Source organism: Oscillibacter sp., assembly GCF_032060045.1.
Taxonomy (GTDB): Bacteria; Bacillota; Clostridia; order Oscillospirales; family Oscillospiraceae; genus Oscillibacter.
Map to the genome: position 1 here is coordinate 1 of NZ_DAMBZJ010000021.1, position 267 is coordinate 267.

General features: G+C 60.3%; 1 pseudogene. It reads left to right on the top strand.

The annotated features are described in order from the left end of the window. A pseudogene (locus RT018_RS09715) lies at positions 1-237 on the top strand (peptide ABC transporter ATP-binding protein); the annotation flags it as partial. Between the last annotated feature and the right edge of the window lie 30 nt (positions 238-267).

The window sequence follows — 267 nt, forward strand, 5'->3', positions numbered from 1 at the left end:
CCCACCTCCGCACTGGACCCGGAGATGGTGGGCGAGGTGCTGGACGTGATGAAGGGCCTTGCCAAAGAGGGGATGACCATGGTGGTGGTCACCCATGAGATGGGTTTTGCCCGTGAGGTTGGCAGCCGCGTGCTGTTTATGGCGGATGGAAAGCTTTTGGAGCAGGGAAGCCCCGAGGACATTTTCGACGATCCCCAGCATCCCCGCCTTCAGGACTTTTTGAGCAAAGTGCTTTAAAGAAACACCCCCGCCGGACCGCCGTGCGGC